This window comes from Streptomyces sp. URMC 129 (genome assembly GCF_051386415.1).
Taxonomy (GTDB): domain Bacteria; phylum Actinomycetota; class Actinomycetes; order Streptomycetales; family Streptomycetaceae; genus Streptomyces.
Window position 1 is genome coordinate 1 of sequence record NZ_JBPQTQ010000261.1, and the last position, 1793, is coordinate 1793.

The 1793-nt window shown below is 72.6% G+C and carries 3 protein-coding genes; all 3 read left to right on the forward strand.

Translation table 11 applies throughout. The features are described 5' to 3' along the window. Nucleotides 1–331: FHA domain-containing protein (locus ACSNOC_RS27610; RefSeq protein ID WP_436750307.1), on the forward strand; the 331-nt coding region annotated here is incomplete at its 5' end. A gap of 10 nt (nucleotides 332–341) precedes the next feature. Then, complete coding sequence (locus ACSNOC_RS27615; protein ID WP_436750308.1) at nucleotides 342–839, forward strand: FHA domain-containing protein FhaB/FipA; 498 nt, start codon at nucleotides 342–344, stop codon at nucleotides 837–839. A gap of 40 nt (nucleotides 840–879) precedes the next feature. Beyond that, nucleotides 880–1793 (forward strand): Stp1/IreP family PP2C-type Ser/Thr phosphatase (locus ACSNOC_RS27620; protein ID WP_436750309.1); only part of this gene is annotated, 914 nt, incomplete at its 3' end.

Below are 1793 nucleotides of genomic sequence, written 5' to 3' on the forward strand. Positions count from 1 at the left end.
GCGCCCCCACCAGCCGCCCGCCGCCCCCTACGGGCAGGCGGGTTACGGCCGTGTCCGGCGCTGGGTCGAGATCAACGGCACCCGCCACCAGATCTCCCGCGCCAGCCTGGTCATCGGCCGCAGCACCGAGGCCGACGTCCGCATCGACGACCCCGGGGTCTCCCGCCGGCACTGCGAGATCCAGGCCACCGACCCGGCCACCATCCGGGACCTGGGCTCCACCAACGGCATCGTGGTGGACGGACAGCACACCAAACGCGCTACGCTCCGCGACGGCTCACGCATCGTCGTGGGCAGCACCACAGTCATCTACCGGCAAGCCGAAGGGTAAGCGGGGGGCAATGTCAGAGCTGACCCTGACGGTCATGAGGCTGGGCTTTCTGGCCGTCCTGTGGCTGTTCGTCATCGTGGCCGTCCAGGTGATCCGCAGCGACCTGTTCGGCACCCGGGTCACCCAGCGCGCCGTCGCCCGCCGCCCCGAGGCCGCCCCCCAGCCGCAGCGCCGCCCCCAGCAGGCCCCCCAGCGCGGCCGGCAGCGCCGCGGCGCCCCGACCAAGCTGGTCATCACCGAGGGCTCGCTCGCCGGAACCACTGTCGCGCTCCAGGGACAGACCATTACGCTCGGCCGGGCACACGACTCGACCATCGTGCTGGACGACGACTACGCGTCCGGCCGGCACGCGAGGATCTACCCCGACCGTGACGGACAGTGGATCGTCGAGGACCTCGGCTCGACCAACGGCACCTACCTCGACCGGGGCCGCCTGACCACCCCGGTGCCCATCCCGCCCGGCACGCCGATCCGCATCGGCAAGACCGTCATCGAGCTGCGGAAGTAGGCACGAACACCATGACGACCGGAGGGTGGGAAAGGCGCGCATGAGCCTGTCACTGAGATTCGCCGCCGGATCCCACACCGGCATGATCCGGGACCACAACGAGGACTCGGGCTACGCCGGCCCGCGCCTCCTGGCCATCGCGGACGGCATGGGCGGCCAGGCCGCCGGCGAGGTCGCCAGCTCCGAGGTCATCTCCACCCTCGTCCAGCTCGACGACGACATCCCCGGCTCCGACATCCTCACCTCGCTCGACACCTCCGTGCAGCGCGCCAACGACCAGCTCCGTTCCATGGTCGCCGAGGACCCCCGCCTGGACGGCATGGGCACCACCCTGACCGCCCTGCTCTGGACCGGGCAGCGCCTCGGCCTCGTCCACGTCGGGGACTCCCGCGCCTACCTGCTGCGCGACGGCGAGCTGCACCAGATCACCCAGGACCACACCTGGGTGCAGCGGCTCGTCGACGAGGGCCGTATCACCGAGGAAGAGGCCACCACCCACCCCCAGCGCTCCCTGCTGATGCGGGCCCTCGGCAGCGCCGACCACATCGAGGCCGACCTCTCCATCCGCGAGGTCCGCGCCGGCGACCGGTACCTGCTGTGCTCCGACGGCCTCTCCGGCGTCGTCAGCGCCGAGACCCTGCGCGACACCCTCAGCACGTTCGCCCCGCCCCAGGAGACCGTCCGCGAGCTGATCGAGCTGGCCCTGCGCGGCGGCGGCCCGGACAACATCACCTGCATCGTCGCCGACGTCCTCGACGTCGACAGCCAGGAGAGCGACGCCCTCGCCCGCCAGCTCCACGACGCCCCGCAGATCGTCGGCGCCGTCGCCGAGGCCCAGGCCCAGAGCGCCGCCGACATCCCGCAGACCCCCGCCTCCCGCGCCGCCGAGCTGAGCCGCCCCCCGGCCGCGCCGCCCGCCCCCCTCGAAGTCCTCGCGGATCCCGACGGTCTGGC

Excerpts from the sequence above, each read along its gene's own strand:
- ACSNOC_RS27615 (WP_436750308.1), top strand. The coding sequence starts at position 342 with ATGTCAGAGCTGACCCTGACGGTCATGAGGCTGGGCTTTCTGGCCGTC.